This is a genomic window from Neobacillus sp. OS1-32 (assembly GCF_030915425.1).
GTDB lineage: Bacteria > Bacillota > Bacilli > Bacillales > Cytobacillaceae > Neobacillus > Neobacillus paridis.
The window spans coordinates 2,006,668-2,029,207 of the sequence record NZ_CP133263.1 but is presented as its reverse complement, the minus strand read 5'-3'; the positions used below and the strand labels follow the sequence as shown (position 1 = coordinate 2,029,207).

Below are 22,540 nucleotides of genomic sequence, written 5' to 3'. Positions count from 1 at the left end.
TCCATTTTTCGAATAAATAACACCATATCAACTTAACTATTTTATCTAATAAATGTCGAAAAATGAAACAAATCCAAGGAAATTTACAAAAACTTAACATTAGAATTTTCAAAATCTTATCTTACGTCACAATCCATTATCACCTTCTCAAGTGTTAAATTTATTATTTGAGATTTTAAGGAAAATCATAAGTATAAAAATGAAAATGGGGGAAATTTATAAGGTATAGGCAGCTCATCACCTTAGTTGTGGGGTTGAAAATTTAGGAAGTCATACCAAATTCGAGAGAAGGAGTGTTCTTAATGAGTTTTATTTGGTCGTTAATTGTAGGTGGAGTAATTGGCTGGCTTGCTGGGCTAATCGTTGGAAGAAATATACCTGGAGGCATTATCGGTAATATTATTGCAGGTTTTGTTGGCGCATGGCTTGGAACAGCAATTTTAGGAAATTGGGGGCCGAATGTTGCGGATTTCGCGATCATTCCGGCAATTATCGGCTCAGCCGTTTTGGTACTCTTGTTAAGCTTTATTATGAGAGCCTTCAGAAAAGCAGATTAGTCAAATCAAAAAGCAAAGCCTCCCTAACCGGGGGGCTTTTATAGTGTATCGAGGTCAATATTCTTAAAAATCACCGGGTTGTCCAGAAATGGCGCCAAACATTTCATTTCCTCCTGAGTAAATGGATGAATAAATTCAAGCTTCACCGCATGGAGAGCTTGGCGATTGAAAATGGGGTTTCCATCATAAAGAATATCCCCGGCTAATGGATGTCCAATTGATTTAAGGTGAACCCTGATTTGATGTGTTCTCCCCGTTTCGAGCGAGCACTTTACGTATGATAAATGGTTATGTTTATCCTCTTTTATCACATGGTAATGGGTAACTGCCGCTTGTCCTGAATGCGAAATCCTTCTTTTGCTTGGATGGTGGCGATCCCGGCCAATTGGGGCATCAATGGTTCCTTTTTTCTTTTGAAAGATCCCTTGCGCGAGAGCCAAATAAGTTCTTTTAATTTTCCGTTCAACCAGCATTCTATCTAAAATTGCACCAGCTAAAGCATGCTTGGCAAATAAAATGGCACCCGAGGTATCGCGGTCGAGACGATGTATTTGCCGGATATTTCGAACTTCACCATTTGCCAGCATATGAAATTGAGCAGCATTTACAAGTGTATCGGTATCGGTAGGGTCATTCGGATGTGTTTTCATGAAAGGTGGTTTATTCAATACAACCAAGTGGTCATCTTCATAAAGCACCTTAATTTCTTGGAAATGGGGAGCAATTTGGATCTCTTCTTCTTCAAATAACCGGAGCTGCAGCTTAGAGCGAGCTGAAAGCGGTACATTCCAATTATATTCCTTTCCATTCACTTGTACTTTTTTGTCTGTACGAAAAGAATGAATCATCTTTTTAGAAACCTTCCAGTCATCGCGAAAAATCTGTTCAATTGTTTTGCCTTCCCAATTATTTAAAACGATCAATTGGTACCAATCACCATAACGCATTGTCTGTTGCATAAATTCTCCTTTAGAATCCCACTAATTACCACCCTAGCAGAGGGTTTTGTTATGTTATTCTTAATTATATATATAATGACAGAAAAAGCGAGGGCAAGGGTGGGGTTTTAAATGAAAATTGTATGGGCTTCGACACCAAGTCAGGAGCAAGAGATATGTGAACTAGTGAGGTATCTTTATTCAAATGTTTTTCCGCAATATTTTAGCGACCATGAGATCAAACGGTTCGAAAAACTTAAAGTATTATATACTTCCCAGAAAAAGTTTGAAGAAATTGGTACATTAAAGGATGCTTTTGAAGTGATGACAAGTATTCAAACTGTTATTTCGATTCTTGAGCTGCCTTATTTGGATAAGCGTTATTCCGCCTTATTCAACAAAAATGCGGCCACTCTCAATGATTTCGGCTTGTATTTTCCTTTTGAGTTTGAACAGTTTGAAACTGTTAAAAACATCAACAAAATGACTTTAAGTATATATTCAAAGGCAGATAATGAACTGCTTATTTAAAAAAGCCGATTTTGGCTTCTTTTTTTATTCATGGATTTTGATAAAATTATATAGGATTGAAAGTATTCTTATTCTGCAAAAATTGTCGGTTAATTTTACGAAATTCTAGCAGGGGTAATAGAATAAGAATAGAAGTTAAAATGAATAACACAGTACATAAACATTGGAGGGAATTTTAATCATGGACTGGAGAACAGCTGCAAAAAGCTGGATGGAATTCGCGGGATTAGAGCCAGAATTACGGCACCAGCTCGAAGCGTTTAAGGATGATGAAAAATATCTTGAGGAGGCCTTTTATAAGAATTTAGAATTTGGTACCGGGGGCATGCGCGGTGAAATTGGTGCAGGGACAAACCGAATGAACATTTATACAGTTCGTAAAGCATCTGCTGGCCTGGCTGCCTATATAGAAAAATTTGGGGCAGAGGCAAAACAGCGGGGGGTTGTGATCGCCTATGATTCACGCCATAAATCACCGGAGTTTGCCTTGGAAGCAGCCAAAACATTGGCGACTTCTGGAATTCAAACTTATCTATTTGATGAACTCAGGCCAACCCCAGAATTGTCTTTTGCTTTAAGGTATTTGCAGGCATTTGCTGGAATTGTCGTTACTGCCAGCCATAATCCACCTGAATATAACGGATATAAGGTATACGGTTCAGATGGCGGTCAACTAACTCCCAGGGCTGCTGATGAATTAATACAAAAAGTCAACGAAATTGAAAATGAATTATTAATTAACGTTGAAAATGAAGAAAAGCTCCGTTCGCATGGCCTAATTAAGACGATTGGCCAGGAGATTGATCAAGCCTATATAGAAAAATTAAAAACCATTTCAGTAAACCCAAGTTTGGCAAAAGAAACAAATATTAACATTGTGTTTACTCCCTTACATGGTACTTCTAATAAGCCTTTGCGTGCTGCGCTGACCGCTTTCGGGTTTAAAAATGTCACAGTTGTCAAAGAACAGGAACTTCCGGATCCGAATTTTTCAACTGTAAAAAGCCCTAATCCCGAGGAACATGCCGCTTTTGAATTAGCCATTCGTGACGGCCAAAAGACAGAGGCTGATATTTTAATCGCAACCGATCCTGATGCTGACCGCTTGGGGATAGCGGTACCAAATCATGAAGGTGAATACGTAGTTCTAACCGGGAATCAGACAGGGGCGTTATTGCTCGATTATCTTCTTTCCCAGAAAAAGGAGAAAGGAACACTCCCGCAGAATGGGGTCGTTTTAAAAACGATTGTCACCTCTGAACTGGGAAGAACCATTGCTTCTGCATACCAGTTAGAAACGGTTGATGTTCTGACCGGCTTTAAGTTTATTGGGGAAAAAATTAAAGAATATCATGCCAGCGGTGACCACCAATTCTTATTTGGTTATGAGGAATCATACGGTTATCTAATTGGCGATTTTGTCCGTGATAAAGATGCCCTTCAAGCCGCTCTTTTAGCTGCAGAAGTATGTGCCTATTATAAAAATCAAGGGATGTCCCTTTATGACGGCTTAATGCAGCTATTTGAAAAGTATGGATATTATTTGGAAGGCCTTCGCTCCTTGACTCTGAAAGGCAAGGAAGGGGCAGAAAAAATCCAACGTATTTTAGCTTCTTTCCGTTCTGAACCGTTAAGTCAATTAGGTTCGCTGAAAACGGTGGCGACGGAAGATTATTTATCAGGAGTTAGAACAACCTTGAATCGCCAAGAGAAAATTAATTTGCCACATTCAAATGTGTTGAAATACATTTTTGAGGACGGTTCATGGGTTTGTCTAAGACCTTCCGGCACTGAACCGAAAGTCAAATTTTATTTTGGTGTGAATAGTGAAAGGATGGAAACGAGCAAAGCCAAATTACAAGCAATTCAACAAGATTTTATGGCCTTGGTTGATGAAAAAATGAAATAAGTTTAAACTGAGCAAGCACGGCATTTCAAAAAATTGAAATCCCGTGCTTTTTTGGTGGAATTCTTTTGTCCGGTTGGAAAAAATCTTTTCACTTAAAATGTATCCACTTGTGATTTCAGGAAAGACTATACATCGGCATCTCATTTATTTCCTCATCAAGCGTCTCGTTTGCATGGTCGATGTAACGAAGCAGATTATATAATTTTTGCTCAATAACAGCGTAGTCACGTTCAAAATTATAGGCATGCAGGAAATGTTCTATTTTTTTCGAAAGAAAATGGTCAGTGGTCCGCACCATTAAAATCAATAAATTGTCCCATTCGGAACGGTGCGTATAAAATAACGCCCGGTCATAATCCATTTTGTTCATTTATATTCTCCTCCTTATTAGGAGTTGTGATTATTGTATGACGTTTTAACGAGAACACACGCAGAAAATGTTGGACGCCCGATCATACAGCGCTTATCAACATTTACCTGTTTATTTTTAAAAACAAAGAGGGGTTTATGGGAAAGTATCTTGCTCTTTTACTGGTATGCTGTTTCTTATGTAACAAACACGCTGCTGCGGCGATAGTCGAAACAACTAAGCCGTATTCATATAACAATTTAACCAATGATGTACTTGAACTAGAAAATAAATATAGCAACGTTTTAACGGTAACATCGATTGGCAAGTCCGAGTTTGGCCGGGAAATATGGGGAATCAAGCTTGGACAAGGAAAAAAAACAATCTTGCTGGTTGGCGCCCATCATGGCCGTGAATGGCTGACAAGTATGCTGCTGATGAAAATGCTGGAAACATATGCAGACGCCTATGAAAAAAAAGAAAGTGTCAGCTCACAGTCAACCGCGATTCTAAACGGAACGGCTATTTGGTTTGTACCGATGTTAAATCCGGATGGTGTTATCATTCAGCAACATCAATTGGCAACATTTCCCCTCAAGCATCAAATCCATCTGCAAGAAATGAATGATGGATGTCAAAATTTTAAACGCTGGAAAGCCAATGGCAACGGAATTGATTTAAATCGACAATATCCCGCAGATTGGGATCAGCTTCCGAAGGACCCATTAACACCATATTATAAATCCTATAAAGGAAAAAAGCCGCTGGAAGCGGTGGAAGTTCAGGCATTAACAAACTTTATCGGAGAAATAAATCCAGCGGTTGCTGTCTCCTACCATTCAGCTGGCCGGGAGCTCTTTTGGAACTACAAAAATGGGCGTTATCTATTTCGCGACTATTGGATCGCCAGAAAAATCGCAAAACTGACTGGCTACAAATTGGCAAAGCCGGAGAAGGAGGCAACCGGCGGCGGTTTTACCGACTGGTTTATTACTACTTATCGCCGTCCGGCACTGACCATCGAAATTAGTTATCTTGTCGGGGAAACAAGCCCGCCGCTAAGCATTTTTAAAAATGAATGGAACAGAAATAAATTGGTTGGCCTAAAGCTTGCCAAAGAGGCAAGGAAGATTCCGACTGACTCTTTTACAAAGATCCATTATCGCTAATTGTTTTTTCCGCCTTAACAAACCATCAGTGGGGGAAGAAAATCCCCACTGATGGAAGTTTCACTTTATCTTGTTTCATCATTCCTGCTTTTTCTTCATACATTGTGGTAAGAGGAAAAGGGGGGATTGGCTGATGAATGAGGAAGAACGCAGGGCACTTGAATTTGCCATTAGCGAAATAACGGAAATTGCCAGTGGTTTTGGCCTGGATTTCTATCCAATGCGTTATGAAATTTGTCCTGCCGAAATTATTTACACATTTGGTGCCTATGGTATGCCTACCCGGTTTTCGCATTGGAGTTTTGGTAAACAATTCCATAAAATGAAGCTTCATTATGATCTCGGCTTAAGTAAAATTTATGAACTGGTCATTAACTCTAATCCATGCTATGCCTTTTTATTGGATTCCAACTCGTTAATCCAGAACAAACTGATCGTTGCACACGTCTTGGCTCATTGTGATTTCTTCAAAAATAATGTCCGCTTTCAGAATACAAAACGGGATATGGTTGAAAGCATGGCTGCCACAGCTGACCGGATTCATCAATATGAAATTCAATATGGAAAAAGAGAAGTTGAGTCCTTCCTTGATGCCGTGCTGGCGATTGACGAACATATTGATCCGTCGCTTATGCGTCCTAAACTAGCATGGTCAATCGAGGATGATGAGGAGGAAGAGGAAGAAAAGCGTTTACCAACACCATATGATGATTTATGGAATTTGGATGAAAACAAAAAGAATAAGAGCAGAACAAAACCAGTAAAGAAAAAGAAATTTCCGCCAAAACCGGAAAAGGATTTATTGCTGTTTATTGAAACATACAGCAGAGAATTGGAGGATTGGCAACGCGATATTCTCACGATGATGCGGGAAGAAATGCTTTATTTTTGGCCGCAGCTGGAAACGAAAATCATGAATGAAGGCTGGGCATCATACTGGCATCAACGTATTTTACGAGAAATGAATTTGACGAGTGGTGAGGCGATTGAATTTGCAAAATTAAATGCCGGAGTCGTGCAGCCTTCGAAAACCGGAATCAATCCTTATTATCTTGGATTGAAGATTTTTGAAGATATTGAGGAACGGTATAACAATCCAACAGAAGAAATGAAAAAACGGGGAGTTGAACCCAATTCCGGCAGGGAAAAAATCTTCGAAGTACGAGAAATTGAATCCGACATTTCTTTCTTGAGAAATTATTTAACAAAGGAGCTTGTTTTTAGGGAGGATATGTATCTTTTCCAAAAGCAGGGAAGGGAATATAAAATTGTTGATAAAGATTGGGAGCATGTCCGTGATCAATTAGTAAACATGCGGGTGAACGGCGGGTTTCCCTACATTACGGTCAATGACGGCGACTATCTGAGAAATGGCGAATTATATTTGAAGCATTGGTATGAAGGGGTAGAATTGGACGTAAAATATCTTGAAAAGGTCATGCCCTATATTTATCAGCTGTGGGGCAGGCCCGTGCATTTGGAAACAATGATTGAGGATAGAACGATGCTATTTTCATACGATGGCAAGGGAGTTCATCGGAAATATTTGTAATAAGAAAAGGCAGCTAGATGGATAGCTGCCTTTGATTCAATAACATTATTTTACTTCAGAAGTTACTTTTCTTAATGCATCCTCTACAGGTACATAGGTATAGCCAAGATCACGTGCAACCGCTTCATAGGTGATTTCTCCGGCGGCAACGTTAACCCCTAGCTGTAAGGAAGGATTTTCGATGACCGCTTTGTAAACACCTTTGTTGGCAATTTGCAATGCATATGGGACAGTCACATTCGTAAGAGCGATCGTCGATGTCCGTGGAACAGCCCCAGGCATATTAGCGACAGAGTAGTGAATCACACCATGCTTTACAAAAGTTGGATTATCATGTGTTGTAACGTGATCGCTTGTTTCAACAATGCCACCTTGATCTATCGCAACATCGACAATTACGGAACCAGGTTTCATGGTTTTAACCATTTCTTCCGTAACAAGCTTAGGAGCTTTGGCCCCTGGAATAAGAACGGCACCAATTAAAAGATCCGCTTCTTTTACTGCTTCGGCAATGTTATAAGGGTTAGACATTAACGTTTTTACCTGATGTCCGAAAATGTCATCAAGCTGGCGCAGACGGTCCGCACTTAAATCGATGATCGTAACATCAGCACCTAAGCCAACAGCCATTTTTGCAGCATTTGTACCAACGATTCCACCGCCAATAATGGTTACTTTACCGCGGTTAACACCAGGAACGCCGGCAAGCAGAATTCCTTGTCCCCCGTTATTCTTTTGTAAAAATTGCGCACCAATTTGCGCCGCCATCCGTCCGGCTACCTCACTCATCGGTGTTAATAAAGGAAGGGTTCTGTTTACTGAAACAGTTTCGTAGGCAATAGCAATAACACCTTTATCTTTAAGTGCTTTGGCAAGTTCAGGCTCAGCAGCCAGATGTAAATAGGTAAACAGAATTAATCCTGGACGGAAGTATTGATACTCGCTGTCGAGAGGTTCTTTAACCTTCATAATCATTTCTGCTTTTTTCCACACGGTATCAGCAGTATCAATCATTTCGGCCCCAGCCTTAACATAGTCTTCATCGGCAAAACCGCTTCCACCACCTGCCCCTTTTTCCACTAATACAGTATGTCCGGCATTTACAAATGAAAGTACGCCGGCAGGTGTTAAAGCAACACGGTTTTCATTGTTTTTAATTTCTTTTGGTACGCCAATCAACATTTTTAATTCGCCCCTTATATAAAGTTTTTTCTCCCATAGGTCAAGTATAAAACGTTTGTCAAGGAATTTCTTTGTTAAGATTGAAGAAATATTTTCGGTGTTTTTGGAAATTTTCACAAATGCTGCATATTCTGATACTTCCTTAACTTCAAGTCAATATAAAGGGATATTTTTTGATTCGGATCTTTAAAATCGACTTCGCCAATTTCCGCAATTCTTTTTAACCGATAATTTAAAGTATTGGCATGTACATTTAGTTCTTTTGCGGCATCGTTGATGTTCGCATCTTTAGTTAAAAATACGTCGAGCGTCTCAATCAGATTGCTGTTATGTTTTTGGTCGTATTGATAAAGTAATTTCAATGAATAATTTTCAAAATCGTTACTTTTTCGTTTCTGCAGAAGGATATCAAAGAATTGGTAAATTCCCAACTTTTGATATGTATGAATGTCTTTGGTTTCTTCTGGAAACTTTTCCTTAATCGATAATACCTCTAATGATTCATGATAGGCATGCTTTATTTTTCCATAGTCATAATAAATACTGCTATAAACCGGAGTGATCTCATTTCCCCCGTAGCGTTCACTCATATTAAAGACAAATTGGCGGACAAAATAGTTTAGTTCTTCAAATGTATGGCGTATATTGTCTGCCGAAACAAGTAATATCAATTGATTGCTGTCAATGGTATAAAGCATAATTTTAAAACGCTGATTGGTCGTGAGCAAATAGGAAATATTTTGCTCTATCTTACCCGAAATATTATGCTTAAATTGAAAAACAAGCAAGGAATAGGAAGAGGCAGGTGTTATTTGCAGGGAGTGAAAATTACCTGTGATTTCTTCATGATTAGCTAAATGCCCTGTTAACAGCTTCCAAAAGAATTCTTGAGACCGCTCCTCTTTCTTATTTTTCCGTGTCTGAAGCTGCAGCAATTTATTTTTGGCAGATTCAGCCGCCTTCTTTAACAGCGAATACTCTTCTTCCGTTAGGGTTTTATCAATTTCAATTACCCAAATAAACCCCAATACTTCCTCTTGCTTCCAAATTGATACGGCTACCCGATGACCAAGACCGATTTCGTCCATATTTTTGACACGAATCGGTTCTTTCGTTGACAGCAGGGCAGGAATGGTCCCTTCCTTCCATAACTGATTAATTACCTTTTCGGGGACCCTGCGTCCTATTATTGTGGCAATTCGCGCCGGATCCGTTCGCTCATCATGGGTGCTATAGGCAAGCAGGCGATGATTGGCGTCCTCAATGGTGACTGGGCATTCCAACACTTGGCTAATCATCTCAGCCAATTCTTCCAAACTTTCAAAATCCATTTTAAAAGGATCATTTAAACTATAATTCATATGAATTACCCCCATCTAAAGAAAAGGAAGACAAATATAAAGGTAAAACCTTCTTTGTTTAATTTTACAAAAAAAATAGTTGTATTTCATGTTTTTTTACAAAATATTATTCAAAAATAACATAAAACAATGTTAAAATAATTTTAGGTCTTTTAATTATCAATTTTCAGTAAATACAGGACCATTGGAGAGTGTAAACATGAATCAACAGAGTCAGGAAGACGAACTTCAGCGCGGATTGGAAGAAAGGCATATCACGTTAATGTCATTGGGGGCAGCAATCGGTGTGGGCTTATTTCTCGGGTCAGCAACTGCTATTAAAATGGCGGGGCCGGGGATACTGTTAGGTTATGCCTTTTGCGGAATGATTATGTTTTTTATCATGAGAGCACTGGGCGAAATGGCCATTCAAAAACCAGTTGCCGGGTCGTTCAGCACCTATGCAAGGGAATATTTAGGACCGTTGGCGGGCTATATTACCGGCTGGAATTATTGGTTTTTATGGGTTGTAACTTGTATGGCGGAAATTACCGCAGTGGGCATTTATATGGAGTATTGGTTCCCATCCACGCCACGATGGATTTGGGCATTAGCCGCTTTAATCATTATGACAACGGTGAATATAATTGCCGTTAAGGCTTATGGTGAATTAGAATTTTGGTTTGCACTGATTAAAATTGTAACCATTGTGGCCATGATCATTGTTGGTGCTGCGATGATTTTCTTCGGCTTTGGGAACGGCGGTACCGCAACTGGTATCAGTAACTTATGGAATCATCGAGGATTGTTTCCTAATGGGGCCAAAGGTATTTTATTGTCCTTACAAATGGTAATGTTTGCTTATCTGGGAATCGAAATGATCGGGGTAACGGCTGGAGAGGTTAAAAATCCGGAAAAATCATTATCACGGGCGATTGATACGGTGTTTTGGCGGATTTTGATTTTTTATGTAGGTGCATTATTTGTCATTTTGTCCATTTACCCATGGGCGGAAATTGGAACAAAAGGAAGTCCTTTTGTTCTGACCTTTGAAAAAATCGGAATCAAACGTGCTGCCGGCATCATCAACTTTGTTGTGCTGACTGCTGCATTGTCTTCCTGTAACAGTGGAATCTTCAGTACAGCCCGAATGTTATTTGACCTTGCGGAACATGGCGAGGCTCCCAAAAGATTTGCTAAAGTAACCAAATCCGGAGTTCCCGGCTTTGCCGTATTGGCATCTGCTGCCGCTTTATTGTTAGGTGTGCTGTTGAATTACGTTGTGCCGGCCAAGGTTTTTACTTGGGTGACAAGTATCGCGACCTTTGGTGCTATCTGGACATGGGGGATCATTTTACTGTCGCAGATCCGTTATCGAAAGGGATTAAACCCTGAAGATGTAAAACGTTTAAACTATAAAATGCCGTTTTTTCCATATACCTCGTATTTTTCGTTAGCCTTTCTTGTGTTTGTAATTGGGGTTATGGCTTACAGCCCTGATACAAGAGTTGCCCTTTTGGTTGGACCGCTATGGTTATGTCTTCTGGTTGCTTTTTATTACGGCAAGGGATTTCATAAAAAAGAACACCGGCAAACGTCAGTTAAACAAAAGGCCAGTTAAATACAGACTGAAGTATGGGACCCATTAAGGGTCTCATTTTTTTATGCGTTTTTCACATACTAACAATATAAAAATGAACAGGAGGTAAAAGTGATGAAAAAATTAATAATTTCGGTTTCTGCTGCCGGATTAATACTGCTCTTTTCCGCCAGTAGTGGTTACGCGGAAACCATTACGAAACCGCCGACACGTCTTTATGAACAAAATACAATGTCGATTCTTTGGTTCCAAAATTCCGGAGAAGCAAAAGCATTGTATTTTCAAGGCTATAACATCGGAAAAATGAGGCTGGATGAAATACTTCGTAAAAAGCAGTATAATCGTGCTTTAAAGCCAGCGATCGTTCTCGATATTGATGAAACGATCCTTGATAACAGTCCCCATCAGGCTTCTTATGTTGTCAATGGAAAGGGGGACCCGCGTGATTGGAGCAAATGGATTAAACGGGCTGATGCCAAACTGCTGCCAGGCGCACTTGATTTCTTACGCTATGCCGACTCAAAAGGAGTTGAAATTTTTTATATTTCAAACCGTCAGGAGGCCGCGAAGGAATCGACAATTAAAAATCTGCAAAAAGTTGGAGTACCGCAAGCGGATGCAAACCATGTGCTGCTGCAGCAGGAAAGCGAAAATGGGAAGGAAAACCGGCGCCAACAGGTGGCGAAAACTCATGATATTTTGTTATTATTTGGCGATAATTTAGGGGATTTCAGCGGTTTTGATGGTCTGACAGATAGGGGAAGATTAGAAACAGTCAATAAATTGAAAGAGGAATTTGGAAAAAAATTGATTGTATTTCCGAACCCAATGTATGGGGATTGGGAGGGAGCCATTTATGATTTTAACTTGAAGAAGCCTTGGCAAGAAATAGAAAAGATCAGGAGAGATCATTTGCAAACCTATGAGCCGTAAAAAATACCAAAAATGCTGCGGCAGTATGACGGCAGCATTTTTGGCGAGAAGCAAGAAGCGGATGATAAAAAATAATCATTAATAGGACAGTGGTTTTAGTTTCTTACATTAACAAGAATATTAATTGCGAAAATAATCACACCCAAGACCATGGCCGTTCCTCCGATGGCTACGGCAGGGCCGGCAGCTGACACACCGGAAACTAATAAAGCAAGACCAATCATCATAACAGGCAGGGCAATATTGTGAATCCAAAAATGAATTTTTGCCAGGGCTGTTTCAGTTGCCCTTGGGAATGCCACATAGATCAATCCGGCAAGGGTCATCGCCGTCCATCCTAATAAATTTACGTGGACGTGTACAGGGGTAAAGGTAAATTTTTCTGTCATTGACATGTACATTCCAAAACACACCCCAATGACAAAGTAACAAACGGAAATTTTAATGAACCTAACGCCCATTTGCCAGCCTCCTTATAGATCAAAATTATGCCTACAGTACTAATTATGAGGGCTCTTTATAAAGTAGAACTTTGATTTATAAGGACGAGAAAGGATTTTTTATGAAGAATATTGTGGAATAATAAATGTAAGAAGACCTTCTTTTCTGAAGGTCTTCCGGTCGAGTTATTAGAATAGCGCCTTTATTCCTACCAGAACGAGGCCGATTAAAAAGCCGCATACAGCCCCGTTTACTCGGATCCATTGCAGGTCATTACCAACATTGGTTTCAATCATTTCAGTGAGTGTCTTTGTATCTAACTTATCTAAATTTTCCCTTACAAGGGTTCCAATTTTTGAATGGTTTTGATCAACAAAGCTGGCAATTTGTTTCTTCAGCCATGCTTCCATTTGATTGACCTTGTCTTCGTCTGCTTTAAGCTGCTCCAGATTATTAGTGATAAATGGCAGGATATATTTTTCGTAAAAATCAGGTGCTGAGGTTAAAACCAACGCCTTTTCCTGTATTTCTGTCAACAACTTGGTAATTTTCTCCTCTGCTTGCCAGCTATTGATGATGTGTGTTCTGAAACGCTCAAGCTCATCATACACTTTTTCATCGTTCTTTAAGTCCTGCAGCTTTTGATTGATATGCATCAGCAATGTCAGCCGGTTTTGATTATAGGGGTCACGGAAGCTGTCGACCCCTTTGACAATGAGATTTTGAATGATACTGCCCAATTTTTCTTCATTGACCAGGCTGCTAAATGACCGTAAGGCAAATTGCATGAAACCGTCTGCTTTAATATTTTCAATCATTTCAACGGCCATTCCACCAAGGCGGAGCTTTGTACTATCTTTTTTTGCCCATTCATCAATTTCTTCGAGGATAAAATCAAGTGCTTTTTCATCATATTTGCGTAACTTAATTTGCTCAATTAATATCGGTAAATAGTGTTTAATCTCGATTTTGGTTAGCCGCAACTTAAGTTCTTTTTCAATCACAGGTGCGAATTTTTTAACATTCATGGTTTTAATAAAATGTTGAATCACGTTCATTATGTTTTTTTTCACAGGATCGGAGGGAATTTCCCTTTCCAATAAGCCAAAAAGTTTGTCAGTAATCCGGAACGTGTTTATTTTTTCACGAATACTTTCCTTTGTCAGCCAGTCATTTTCAATCATTGAAATTATTTTTGCAGTAATCTTCTCCCGGTTCTTTGGTAAAAGCGCTGTATGCGGGATAGGTACACCCAGCGGATGTCGAAATAGCGCGGTTACCGCAAACCAGTCGGCAAGTCCCCCAACAAGTCCTGCTTCAAAACCCCCCTGTAGGATCGTTTTCCATATGGATGGCTCTAAAAAAATGGTTATTAGAAAACCGGCTGCCATGATTGCAAGGGAGATCGTTGCCAAATGACGCAAATTTTTTTTCGGTTTATCCATCTTAAAACTCCTCGTTTGCTATAATAATACTGATATTCTTCTTGAGAAAAAAGATAATTCAAGAACTAATATATCGAAAAACACGTAATTTCACAAATAGAAATGGCTGTATATGTAAAAAAAACACTCCTCAATAACGAGAAGTGTTTTTCCGCTTCGGTTTGATATGGGTGATGAGTCCATCCATATCAGTAATATAAAATTGAATATCCGGTGCCTTTTTGAGAAATTTCTCTTGGGTAAGCTGATAATAATTTACCCTGCGCTCTGGATCAAAATCTAATATCGGATATTCTTTATGTTCTTTTACATATTGATCGACAGCTTTCTGAACCATGTCCATTGCGGGAGGAATATGTTTTTCATTTTCTTCAAAAATATCATAGGTTTCTTTTGACATGTAGAATTTTTTTGCTGGGATTCCCCCGAGAATGGGCGCTAATTGATTGAAGTCGATACTATGGTCCTCTTTAACCAGGATGGTTCGATAAACGCCATTAGGCAATTGGTCGGAAAATTTTCGAATCGCTTGACGAACCTCGTCAATGCTGACATCAATAATGGGGTAATGTTGTTTCGCTGTCGTTTCCTTACTAACTGCAAGTTGTTTATTGTCAATCTCTTTAACCTTTGTGGCTTTCAGATGTTTGTAAATCACGAAATAGCTAATGACGGAAGCTGTGCCAATTCCCAGAAGCGCTCCGATAACAGTGAAAATGGGGGAGGAAACAAACCTATCATCCAAGCTGCTGCCAAGTTTAAAGCCGCCATAAACACATATAACAAAAGTGATTGCAAAAGCTACGCTAAAGGAAAGGGCTTTCATAAAAACCAGCCTCCTTTACACCATCTCCCTTAGGAATACCAATCTTCCCTCTCAACTATATTATACACATAAATTTCCATTATTGTAATATAAACAGTCGATTAATTTTAATTTTCTGAACCATGTTTAAGGGAATAATGAATTTTAATTATTAGTGTGGGTGAACTCGATATTAATTTTGGCAAAAGAGTTTCCTAGTTATCGTAAATCTTTCTGTAAGCACTCCAAAAGCAAGAAATGAAAAGAGACCAGGTCAATCTTGAACCGGGTCTCGATATATTATATATTCAGATACGAATTCAATTTACGAGAGTGCCTCTGATTTTTGCAGCGTTATTTGTTGTACTGCTGAGTCATCATCGCTGGCTATTTTTGTTACTTCAATATATTTTAAATGATGTTCATCCATTTCAATAATTTTAAATGCATAGGAGTCATGATAAATGATGTCGCCTTCTTTGGCCTCGTAATTTTCTGTTAAGATCCAACCGCCAATCGTATCAACATCTTCATCATTAATTTCGACGCCTAATAACTCATTAACTTCACTGACTAATACTTTGGAGTCAATAATATAATGATTATCTTTAATTTTGCGGACTTCAGGAATTTCATCCATATCAAACTCATCACGGATTTCACCGACAATTTCCTCTAAAATATCTTCAACGGTAACAAGTCCGGAAGTACCGCCATATTCATCCATTAACACGGCCATGTGCATTCTTTCTTTTTGCATTTTAACGAGTAAATCATGAATCGGGATCGTTTCGATCACTCTAATAATTGGTCGAATATAGGTTTCCAGAGTTTTCGCTGTCAACTTTTCATTGCCAATTAAGTCGGTCATGATTTCTTTAATATTGATAACCCCAATAATATGATCTTTATCTCCATCGATAATCGGGTAGCGTGTAAATTTTTCTTCACGAATCACCTTAAGAAAAGATTCGAGTGTGTCGTCCTTGGACAATGAGACGATTTCTGTCCGCGGAACCATAATTTCTTTGGCGATTCGATCATCAAAATCAAAGATTTTATTTACATACTTAAACTCTGATTGGTTTATTTCGCCACTTTTATAACTTTCCGACAGGATAATTCGAAGCTCTTCTTCCGTATGGGCAATTTCATTTTCCGATACTGGCTTTAATCCAAAAAGACGAGATACAATCCTGGCCGATCCATTCAATACCCAAATAAATGGATACATCATTTTGTAAAACAGAATCAGCGGTTTTGATACATTTAGAGTGATCCATTCGGCCTTTTGAATGGCTAGTGTTTTCGGTGCAAGTTCGCCAACAACAACATGTAAAAAGGTAATCGTCGCAAAAGCAATGGAGACAGATAATAAAATTACAGCATTGTCGGGAATGTTCAATTGACGAAAAACAGGATCAAGAAGATGCTCAATGGTTGATTCTCCGATCCACCCTAAACCTAAAGCGGTAATTGTAATACCAAGTTGACAAGCCGACAAGTATTCATCCAGGTTTGAAATGACCTTTTTTACGGAAATTGCCTTCGAATTTCCTTCCTCGATTAACTGGTCAATTCTTGAACTTCTAATTTTGACAATTGCAAATTCAGAAGTCACAAAAAATGCTGTTAATGCGATTAAAATGGCTATTAAAACCAAGTTAAATATGTCCAAATAAGTTCCCTTAGCCCGGTTGTTAAAGACGGGGAAGGGTTCACCTCCCGGTAATTTAAAAAATTAATTTAATACTTTGTCAGAGATTGTAAGAAAACTAGAATTGCAAAAAGCGACAAACCCTTGCGTTTCAGAGGTAGCTAAACATGTCTTACCAGTCACAAAACAGTTCAGCTGCCCAGTGATTTATTGATTTCAATCTAATTGGTCTATCTGACCACCTCAACAAAAATATAAAAATATAAATTAACTTTTATTATAAAAGAAATAAACGCTACAGTCAAACTAGTTAGTGTGTAAGTGCCATTTTCTACATTTTATGGAGTATTTGTTGTAGATATGAAAATAATTCGAAAAAGAAAGACGATCTGTGCAGATCAGGATCATCACATGATTGCTGGGGTGAGAAGGAATCGAATGGTAATCTAACAGTGACATATACATGGCTCTAACTCTTTGCAAAATAAATACAAACAAATACGTCTCCTTATTGAGGAGACGCATTTGTTTTCGTTACATCTATATATAGGATATGATGCCCTTCGATTTCCGTGATTTGAAAAATAAACCCCTCTCTTTCAAGGGAATCTCCCTGATGAACATCAAACTTTTGTGTTAAAAACCAGCCTCCAATAGTGTCGACATCCTCCTCTTCAAGCGTAGTCCCCAAGAGATCATTTACTTCACTGATTAGGACTTTGCCATCTAAAATAAAGTGATTCTCGCCCACCTTTTGAATCAGCGGAAGTTCATCAACATCAAATTCATCGCGAATTTCACCAACAATTTCTTCCAAAATATCTTCAACCGTCACGATTCCGGCGGTACCGCCATATTCATCAGAAAGAATCGCCATGTGAGAGCGGTTCTTTTGCAGCTTGATTAATAATTCTTTGATTGGAATTGTTTCAATCACATGAATGACAGGCTTAATGTAATTTTTTAGCGGTTCTTTCTCTAAGTTTTTTTGTTTAATACAATCTGTTAATACTTCCTTCATATTGGCAATTCCTAAAATATTATCCTTGTCACCATCAATAACCGGGTATCGGGTATATTTTTCTTCTTTTATCGTGTCAAGAATTTTCATCTAAAGTGGCATCGATGGAAAGGGTAACCACCTCAGTTCTTGGAACCATAATTTCTTTGGCAACTCGGTCATCAAATTCAAAAATGTTATTCATATAGCTATATTCGGATTGATTAATTTCTCCGCTCTCATAACTTTGTGAGAGGATCATCCGCAGTTCTTCCTCAGACATCACGATGTCATTTTCCGATGCTGGTCTAATACCGAATAGTCCCGTCACAAATCGGGCAGAGTGATTTAGAATCCAAATAAAAGGATACATAATGCGATAAAACCAAGTAAGCGGCTTGGCAATTCGTAAGATAATTTCTTCCGCCTTTTGAATCGCAAAAGTTTTTGGAGCCAATTCCCCAATGACAACATTGAAAAAGGTAATGATTGCAAATGCTAAGAAAGTGGAGATGATCTGCTTAATCGAAAAAGGCATCTGAATCCAATCAAAAATTGGATTTAAAAGCTCGCGGACAGTAGATTCACCCCGCCATCCCAAAATTAATGATGTGACGGTAATCCCCACCTGTGTAGCTGACAGGTAGCCGTCCATATTGGAAATCACTCTCTTAGCGGCCTCCGCATTTTTATTTCCTTCGGAGATTAATTGATCAATTCTGGTTGTTCGTACCCTTACAATCGCAAATTCCGAAGCAACAAAAAATGCTGTAAAGGCAATCAAAATCGCTATAACTAAAACATTCATCCAAACCATCGGTCGCCTTACAATCGGTAAGACATGCCACCTCACTTACAAGATTACTGATTGAATCAGTAGTGTACCGTTATTTTTTCTTTATACTGTCCAGCTCCAGCGCCTATCGCCTAGCAAACTTCAGGTCTCCTCCCTACGATAAGTCAACAAAGCAGCTTCTATGAAAAAACATCATGTAGCTTTGCGACGAGCTGAACATTCACTTCCTCGAATCTCCCTTGGCGCAGGAGCATCGTGTTTCCTTTATCTCAGTCGAAGCCCCTCCACAAGGGACGCTTCGTCAGAATCAACATCGCACGAAGGAAAAGCGTTAGCTTTTTCGAGGAGTTTGTACAGCGATGACCAAGGCGCTTGCGCTTTTCTTTATTTATTATTTCAAAAAATGATCTGTTTAGCAAATCCGCTGGTTTTCTCGTGAAAAAACTGCCATTCGGGCAGCTGTTAAGTGGAAATTGTATTAAATTAATCGAGGCATGGCGTTCCATTCCCGGGCAAGCATACTATACAATATTATATCATGGTAATATCCATTTAATAGTTCACCGTCTCTAATGGTTCCCTCCATGACAAAGCCGAGCCGCTCTGGAATTGCCCGGCTCTTTGTATTTTTTGCTCCACAGCGGATTTCGATCCGGTTTAAGCCTAATTCAAAATAGGCATAATTCAACAAGGCTTTAACAGAACGAGAAATTATTCCGTGGCCTTCCGCGTTTTTTACAAGATAATAGCCAAAACTGGCCATTTTGTTGTACCAGTCAATTTGATGGATCCCAATCGCTCCGACGAGTTCCCCCTTAAAGATAATTCCAAGATTGTAGGCGCTGTTTTCGGCAAATTGATTGAGCCAGAGAGTAGTTAGGCCCTCAATATCGAAAGGGGACTGAACGTTATCAACCCAAGGCAGCCACTCACGAAGATGAGCCCGATTCGCATCAATAAGCTGAAAAAGTTTCATGGCGTGATGCTGCTGCAAAACTTGCAATTCAATTTCATGATCGACTTTTAGTGTAAACATAGGCCATACTCCTAAAATTTTTACTACATAATATGAGGATGGATACCAAGAGTGCTTTTTTTTCTTAAAAACAGCAAAGCTTTTTTCTTGTATTTATCGGGGAACAGTTGTATAGTCGTTAGTGAAATTAAAATTACATATGTTCCACAAGGGGAGCTGCACCTGCGCGGCTGAGAGTGAACGTAAGAGTTCTAACCCTTCGAACCTGTTAGTTAACGCTAGCGTAGGGATGTGGTTTTTTGCCGGAAAAGAAAGCAATGCGGACATTCCTTATGTTTGCATTGCTTTTTTTGTTGTGGAATACAAAGGGGAGAGTTGGAAGTGAACAAAAAAAGCAACATATTATTTATTTCAGAGGTGGCAGTATTTTCGGCATTGGCCTATTTACTGGACCTGTTTTGCGGGATTCTGTCTTTAAAAATCTGGCCTCAGGGTGGCTCGATCTCGATTGCCATGGTTCCAATTTTTATCATGGCTTATCGGTGGGGGATTAAAGGCGGCTTATTAACCGGGTTTATTCTTGGATTGTTACAATTTATATTGAGTTTTACCCAGATTTATCAAATCATTCAGGGAATTATCGATTATTTCATCGCCTTTACGGTTGTGGGTTTTGCTGGAGTGTTTGCCCGTCAAATTAAACTTGCTTTTGATAAAGGCAATCATCGGACTTGGGTTACTTATACCGTTTTTGGAGCATTTATCGGCAGCTTGCTGCGCTATATTGCTCATGTCATTTCTGGTGCCATATTTTTCGGAAACTATGCGCCAAAAGGTCAGCCGGTGATGATTTACTCGCTGTTATATAATGGAACGTACATGCTGCCAAGCTTCGTGATCAGCGCGATTATTGTTGTTCTAGTCATCAGAGCCTTACCCAAGAAAATGCTTATACAAGAAAACTAGAGTCGAAAAAATAGGAGAGTCATAGAACTTTCCTATTTTTTTCGTTTAATTGTCAAAAATTAATTATGACGGATGCAGAAAAAAGTGTTAAAATAACAACATAGAAAGAGAATCATTCTCATTTAACATAGATAGGGTGATCATCATTTATGAATCATTCATTTAAAGCAGGAGATAAAGGAAAAATAGTTGATCTTTCTCATGTAAGCCAGCTGGTACAAAGACGACTGTTGGATTTAGGTATTACTGAAGGCTCGGAAGTGTGTGTGAAATGTGTCATGCCATTCGGTGGACCGATCATGATTGAGTCATGCGGACAATGTATTGGTATCCGCCGCAAAGAAGCCATTCAGATGGAAGTGGTGAAAATATAATGGAAATCGCTCTTATTGGTAACCCAAATACCGGGAAAACATCATTGTTTAACAATTTAACAGGATCCTACGAGTATGTTGGCAACTGGAGCGGTGTCACAGTTGAAAAGAAAGTTGGCGTTTTTAAAAATACCCAAGGTCATTTAATTGATTTACCAGGGGTTTACACGCTAAACCCGCTGTCAAAGGATGAAGGCGTTGTTACTTCCTTCTTCTTAACAGAATCAGTTGACCGCTTACTAAATATATTAGATGCTTCTCAATTAGAACGGAATTTGCATTTAACACTGCAATTACTGGAATTCGAAAAACCCGTTCTTATTGGCCTTAATATGGTTGATGTGGCAAAAAAACGGGGAATTCAAATTAACTCGGCAAAGCTTTCGGCGTTTTTGGGGGTACCGGTTGTTCCGGTTGTCGCCAGAAACGGCAAGGGCTGTGACAAGCTGGTTGATGTCATATCGACGAAATCAATGAAGCCCGTTAAAAAGAACCTTGTTTATTATGGAAAAGAAGTAGAAGCAGCGATTGCGGCAATATCTGCTGTAATTGAAGGTAAAACAGAACATTCCCAGCGTTTTTTAGCGGTTCAATATTTGGAAGGCAATGAATATGTCAAAAATTATCTGCACCAAATTGCCGATGCTATGAAATTGAGTTCGATTCTTAGCAATCTGGAATCTGAACTGCAAAATCGCTATGATTGTAAATCACTGGCTAATTTTATCTATCTGAAGCGAAAAGAAACGATTGAAAAAATAGCCGCTGCGGTTGCTGTTAAAACCGACACGGTGATTCCCTTAACAGAGAAAATCGACAGTATTGTTACCAATAAATATTTGGGGATTCCGATTTTTCTATTGTTAATGTATTTGATGTTTATGCTGACGTTCGATTGGTTAGGAACACCATTATCAGATATGTTGGACGCTTTTTTAACGGGTCCGATTACCAATCTGTTCGAATCGGCCTTAACGGCGATTCATGCATCTGCTTTTATTCATGCGTTAATTATTGAAGGATTAGTTGCCGGTGTTGGCGGGGTACTGGTGTTTGTACCGCAAATTTTTATTTTGTTCTTCTTTATTTCATTATTGGAAGATTCCGGCTACATGGCCCGTGTTGCATTAGTGATGGACCGAATCATGGAATCAGTCGGTTTAAACGGTAAAGCCTTTATTCCGATGATCATTGGGTTTGGCTGTAATGTTCCGGGAATCATGGCGGCCAGAACGATTGAAACACCTAAGGAGCGGCTGTTAACCATCTTGCTGACTCCGTTAATGTCATGCTCAGCACGCCTTCCGGTGTATGCATTGTTTGTGGGTGGTTTTTTCGCCGGACATCGAGCACTTGTAGTTTTAAGCTTATATGTGCTAGGTATTGTGGTGGCTTTAACGTTGGCAAAAGTCTTTTCTTCCACCATTTTAAAGGCGGAAACATCTTTATTCGTCATTGAATTACCGCCATACCGTCTGCCACAGTTTCAGTCGCTTTGGCGCAGTACATGGGATAAAGGAAAAGGCTTTATCAGAAAGGCTGGGACCTTTATTTTTGCCGGATCTGTCTTTATCTGGTTATTATCATATGCCGGGCCTAATGGCTTGAATGTTGATATGGACCACAGTTTCCTTGCTGCCATTGGAGGAGTGATTGCTCCAATTCTAGCACCAATTGGCTTTGGCACCTGGCAGGCGGCTGCATCATTAATCACTGGCTTCCTTGCTAAGGAATCAATCATTTCGACAATGAATATTATTTATTTTGTTCCCAAAGATTCCAACTTACAAGGGCTGTTGGCAAATTATTATACACCCCTTGCTGCCTATAGTTTTATGGTCTTTATATTGTTGTATATTCCTTGTTTAGCAACAACAGCGACCATTTACAAAGAAACCGGGTCGAAAAAATGGACAGCTTTTGCCATCGGCTATGCCCTGGTTATTGCCTATGTGTTGGCATTTCTTATTTATCAGGGTGGTAAGCTGTTTGGGCTCGTTTAAATTAAAGGGGAGATGAT

General features: G+C 39.2%; 19 protein-coding genes, 1 pseudogene and 1 riboswitch. Of the genes and pseudogenes, 10 read left to right on the top strand and 10 right to left on the bottom strand.

The genetic code is table 11. From position 1 onward, the window contains the following. The first annotated feature begins 302 nt into the window (after nucleotides 1–302). Nucleotides 303–557, top strand: coding sequence for a GlsB/YeaQ/YmgE family stress response membrane protein (locus RCG24_RS10270; protein WP_202655560.1), 255 nt, complete (start codon nucleotides 303–305; stop codon nucleotides 555–557). Between the two features lie 38 nt (nucleotides 558–595). Here the strand turns inward: RCG24_RS10270 and RCG24_RS10265 are convergent, their stop codons facing one another. Beyond that, nucleotides 596–1,516 (bottom strand): RluA family pseudouridine synthase, encoded by a 921-nt coding sequence (locus tag RCG24_RS10265; RefSeq protein ID WP_202655559.1) that lies wholly within the window; start codon nucleotides 1,514–1,516, stop codon nucleotides 596–598. Nucleotides 1,517–1,627: 111 nt separating this feature from the next. Here RCG24_RS10265 and RCG24_RS10260 point away from each other — a divergent pair, with 111 nt between their 5' ends. Both RCG24_RS10260 and RCG24_RS10255 read left to right on the top strand, forming a co-directional pair. Continuing rightward, nucleotides 1,628–2,026, top strand: a complete 399-nt coding sequence (locus RCG24_RS10260) for a YhcU family protein (RefSeq protein ID WP_202655558.1) — start codon at nucleotides 1,628–1,630, stop codon at nucleotides 2,024–2,026. Nucleotides 2,027–2,207: 181 nt separating this feature from the next. Continuing rightward, nucleotides 2,208–3,935: a phospho-sugar mutase gene (locus RCG24_RS10255; RefSeq protein WP_308079005.1), complete on the top strand. Its 1,728-nt coding sequence runs from the start codon at nucleotides 2,208–2,210 to the stop codon at nucleotides 3,933–3,935. 115 nt (nucleotides 3,936–4,050) lie between these two features. Here RCG24_RS10255 and RCG24_RS10250 read toward each other — a convergent pair whose 3' ends face one another. Then, nucleotides 4,051–4,305, bottom strand: a complete 255-nt coding sequence (locus tag RCG24_RS10250; protein WP_202655556.1) for a YhdB family protein — start codon at nucleotides 4,303–4,305, stop codon at nucleotides 4,051–4,053. A gap of 137 nt (nucleotides 4,306–4,442) precedes the next feature. Here RCG24_RS10250 and RCG24_RS10245 point away from each other — a divergent pair, with 137 nt between their 5' ends. Both RCG24_RS10245 and RCG24_RS10240 read left to right on the top strand, forming a co-directional pair. Next, nucleotides 4,443–5,453 carry a M14 family zinc carboxypeptidase gene (locus tag RCG24_RS10245; protein ID WP_308079004.1) on the top strand — a complete coding sequence of 337 codons (1,011 nt, stop codon included), beginning with the start codon at nucleotides 4,443–4,445 and terminating at the stop codon, nucleotides 5,451–5,453. A 133-nt stretch (nucleotides 5,454–5,586) separates the two neighbouring features. Further along, nucleotides 5,587–7,005: a SpoVR family protein gene (locus RCG24_RS10240; RefSeq protein ID WP_308079003.1), complete on the top strand. Its 1,419-nt coding sequence runs from the start codon at nucleotides 5,587–5,589 to the stop codon at nucleotides 7,003–7,005. Between the two features lie 45 nt (nucleotides 7,006–7,050). Here the strand turns inward: RCG24_RS10240 and ald are convergent, their stop codons facing one another. Together ald and RCG24_RS10230 are read right to left on the bottom strand one after the other, a co-directional pair. Then, complete coding sequence (gene ald, locus RCG24_RS10235; RefSeq protein ID WP_202655553.1) at nucleotides 7,051–8,187, bottom strand: alanine dehydrogenase; 1,137 nt, start codon at nucleotides 8,185–8,187, stop codon at nucleotides 7,051–7,053. 113 nt (nucleotides 8,188–8,300) lie between these two features. Beyond that, nucleotides 8,301–9,548, bottom strand: coding sequence for a PucR family transcriptional regulator (locus RCG24_RS10230; protein WP_308079002.1), 1,248 nt, complete (start codon nucleotides 9,546–9,548; stop codon nucleotides 8,301–8,303). A gap of 199 nt (nucleotides 9,549–9,747) precedes the next feature. On the opposite strand from RCG24_RS10230, the gene RCG24_RS10225 reads away from it, so the two are divergent. Then, nucleotides 9,748–11,148: an amino acid permease gene (locus RCG24_RS10225; RefSeq protein ID WP_202655551.1), complete on the top strand. Its 1,401-nt coding sequence runs from the start codon at nucleotides 9,748–9,750 to the stop codon at nucleotides 11,146–11,148. Nucleotides 11,149–11,241: 93 nt separating this feature from the next. Then, a complete protein-coding gene (locus RCG24_RS10220) occupies nucleotides 11,242–12,060 on the top strand; it encodes a 5'-nucleotidase, lipoprotein e(P4) family (protein WP_202655550.1) in 819 nt (272 codons plus the stop codon). Nucleotides 12,061–12,155: 95 nt separating this feature from the next. On the opposite strand, the gene RCG24_RS10215 is transcribed toward RCG24_RS10220, so the two are convergent. From RCG24_RS10215 to RCG24_RS10190, 6 genes and pseudogenes are all read right to left on the bottom strand, one after another. Beyond that, nucleotides 12,156–12,521: a cytochrome-c oxidase gene (locus RCG24_RS10215; protein ID WP_308079001.1), complete on the bottom strand. Its 366-nt coding sequence runs from the start codon at nucleotides 12,519–12,521 to the stop codon at nucleotides 12,156–12,158. A gap of 168 nt (nucleotides 12,522–12,689) precedes the next feature. Continuing rightward, nucleotides 12,690–13,946: a DUF445 domain-containing protein gene (locus tag RCG24_RS10210; protein WP_202655548.1), complete on the bottom strand. Its 1,257-nt coding sequence runs from the start codon at nucleotides 13,944–13,946 to the stop codon at nucleotides 12,690–12,692. Nucleotides 13,947–14,076: 130 nt separating this feature from the next. Further along, nucleotides 14,077–14,772, bottom strand: a complete 696-nt coding sequence (locus RCG24_RS10205; protein WP_202655547.1) for an AtpZ/AtpI family protein — start codon at nucleotides 14,770–14,772, stop codon at nucleotides 14,077–14,079. Nucleotides 14,773–15,076: 304 nt separating this feature from the next. After that, entirely contained in the window at nucleotides 15,077–16,429 is a 1,353-nt protein-coding gene (locus RCG24_RS10200) for a hemolysin family protein (protein ID WP_202655546.1), read from the bottom strand. 487 nt (nucleotides 16,430–16,916) lie between these two features. After that, nucleotides 16,917–18,225 (bottom strand): annotated as a pseudogene (locus tag RCG24_RS10195) (hemolysin family protein). A gap of 457 nt (nucleotides 18,226–18,682) precedes the next feature. Beyond that, nucleotides 18,683–19,240, bottom strand: coding sequence for a GNAT family N-acetyltransferase (locus tag RCG24_RS10190; RefSeq protein ID WP_308079000.1), 558 nt, complete (start codon nucleotides 19,238–19,240; stop codon nucleotides 18,683–18,685). A 139-nt stretch (nucleotides 19,241–19,379) separates the two neighbouring features. Next, nucleotides 19,380–19,487: riboswitch (TPP riboswitch) on the top strand. A gap of 74 nt (nucleotides 19,488–19,561) precedes the next feature. Between RCG24_RS10190 and thiT the strand changes: the two genes are divergently transcribed. The 3 genes from thiT (at nucleotide 19,562) to feoB (ending at nucleotide 22,523) form a co-directional block, all read left to right on the top strand. Next, nucleotides 19,562–20,146, top strand: a complete 585-nt coding sequence (gene thiT / locus RCG24_RS10185; protein WP_308078999.1) for an energy-coupled thiamine transporter ThiT — start codon at nucleotides 19,562–19,564, stop codon at nucleotides 20,144–20,146. 149 nt (nucleotides 20,147–20,295) lie between these two features. Continuing rightward, complete coding sequence (locus RCG24_RS10180) at nucleotides 20,296–20,520, top strand: FeoA family protein (protein WP_202656414.1); 225 nt, start codon at nucleotides 20,296–20,298, stop codon at nucleotides 20,518–20,520. After that, complete coding sequence (gene feoB / locus RCG24_RS10175; protein WP_202656413.1) at nucleotides 20,520–22,523, top strand: ferrous iron transport protein B; 2,004 nt, start codon at nucleotides 20,520–20,522, stop codon at nucleotides 22,521–22,523. Before RCG24_RS10180 ends, feoB begins: the two co-directional genes overlap by 1 nt. The last annotated feature ends 17 nt before the right edge of the window (nucleotides 22,524–22,540 follow it).